Origin of the sequence: Methylibium sp. (assembly GCF_031393925.1) — a bacterium.
Classification (GTDB): Bacteria; Pseudomonadota; Gammaproteobacteria; order Burkholderiales; family Burkholderiaceae_C; genus Methylibium.
The window spans coordinates 1-1,565 of record NZ_JANMWL010000139.1 but is presented as its reverse complement, the minus strand read 5'-3'; the positions used below and the strand labels follow the sequence as shown (position 1 = coordinate 1,565).

Genomic DNA, 1,565 nt, shown 5'->3' with positions numbered 1-1,565 from the left:
GAACGAATGGGTCGGCCGGTCAACTTCGCGATGATCGACAAGCGCCGCAGCGCCGGCGTGCTGAGCGGCGGTCAGCTGGTGGCGGGCGAGGTGGAGGGTGCCACCGTGCTGCTGCTCGACGACCTGATCGCCAGCGGCGAGACGCTGCAGCGCAGCGCCGCCGCCTTGCGCCGCGCCGGCGCGAAGGACGTCATCGGCTGCGCAGCCCACGGCCTGTTCGTCGACAAAGCGCCGCAGCTGCTTGCGGCCGACGGCTTATCGCGACTGGTCGTCACCGACAGCGTGCCACCGTTCCGGCTGCCCGACGACGGCCCGGTGCGCGCCAAGCTCCATGTCGTGTCGGCGGCGCCGCTGTTTGCCGAAGCGATCCGTGCCAGCCATGAGTCCTGGTGCCGGTGAGCCGCTGAATCGAAAACCCCCGAAGACCCCTCAGTGGCTGCGCTGCGCCTCCTGCGCATCGAGCCCGTCGAGCGCATCGCCGGCGTGCTGCAGGTATCGCCCGGCCTGAGGCAGCCATTTCTGCGGCGTGCGGACATCGGTTTCGAGCAGGTGCGCCACGCTGAGGCGCGCTCGCAGCAGCGCGCGGTGCGCGGTGTGAAGCTGGAGGAGGGCGGCCGGGGGAGGGTCGTCGAGCGCATCGGCGCAGCGCGCCAGGAGCTGCGGGCCGATCGCCGCGTCGCCCGCCATCGCGCATTCCAGGCTCAGGAATGACAACTCGTCGAGGGGATCGACCTCGCGCAGCCGCACGTCGAACTCGAGCGCGTCGATGACCACCGGCGGCTCGATCAGGCACACATGCTCGGGGCGCAAGTCGCCATGGCCCTCGACGATGCGGCGCCCGCGCACGCGTGCTCGCAGCAGGTCTTCGTGCCTCACCATTGCCCGGTCCATGCGGTCGAGCAGGCCGTGAATCTGCGGCAGTTCGAAGCGCGGACTGGCGAGCACTTTGCGACTCGCGGCGAGTTCGTCGCGCAGGCGTTGCAGGTACTCGTCTTCGCCGAGGGCCGGTCGAGGCGCATGCCGATAGAAGGGCACCAACACCTCGAACAGCGCGTCGATGTCGCGCTGCCTCAGTTCGCCGCGGGCGATCACCCGGTCGAGCATCCGCTCCGCCGGCAGCCGTTGCATCGACACCAGCCAGTCGACGGTGCGGCCGGGAGCGGGCAGCTGCTCTTCCGCAACGAGCGAGAAGACGCCGTCGTCCCACTGCAGCGCCAGCAAGCCGAGGTAGACGCGTGGCGCGAGCCGACGGTTCACGCGCAACTCGGCGTGGGCGTTGCGTTCGCGCGCGTGCACGGTCGTGAAGTCGAGGAACGGGCAGCGCACCGGCTTCTTCAGCTTCACCACGCGCTCGCCACCCAGCAGGAGCCACGCCCTGTGCGTCTCGACGCGGCGCACCGACTCGCCGATACCCGCGGGTGCAAGCGTCGACTGCAAGTAGCGCAGCTTGGCCTCGATGCCGGGCGTGTCGTTGACCGTTTCCATGCGTAGATTCGAGCACGCGGAGGCAGCGTGCGACGTGATGCAGCTCAATCTGCGCAACGGTCGGCGAGAGCGGCGAGGTG

2 protein-coding genes are annotated in these 1,565 nt (G+C 69.8%); one reads left to right on the top strand and one right to left on the bottom strand.

Going from position 1 to position 1,565, the window contains the following annotated elements; all coding sequences use genetic code 11:
* Positions 1–399 (top strand): phosphoribosyltransferase family protein (locus RMO12_RS08105; protein ID WP_309638905.1); only part of this gene is annotated, 399 nt, incomplete at its 5' end.
* Positions 400–429: 30 nt separating this feature from the next.
* Here RMO12_RS08105 and RMO12_RS08100 read toward each other — a convergent pair.
* Entirely contained in the window at positions 430–1,485 is a 1,056-nt protein-coding gene (locus tag RMO12_RS08100) for a hypothetical protein (protein WP_309638904.1), read from the bottom strand.
* Positions 1,486–1,565 lie beyond the last annotated feature (80 nt).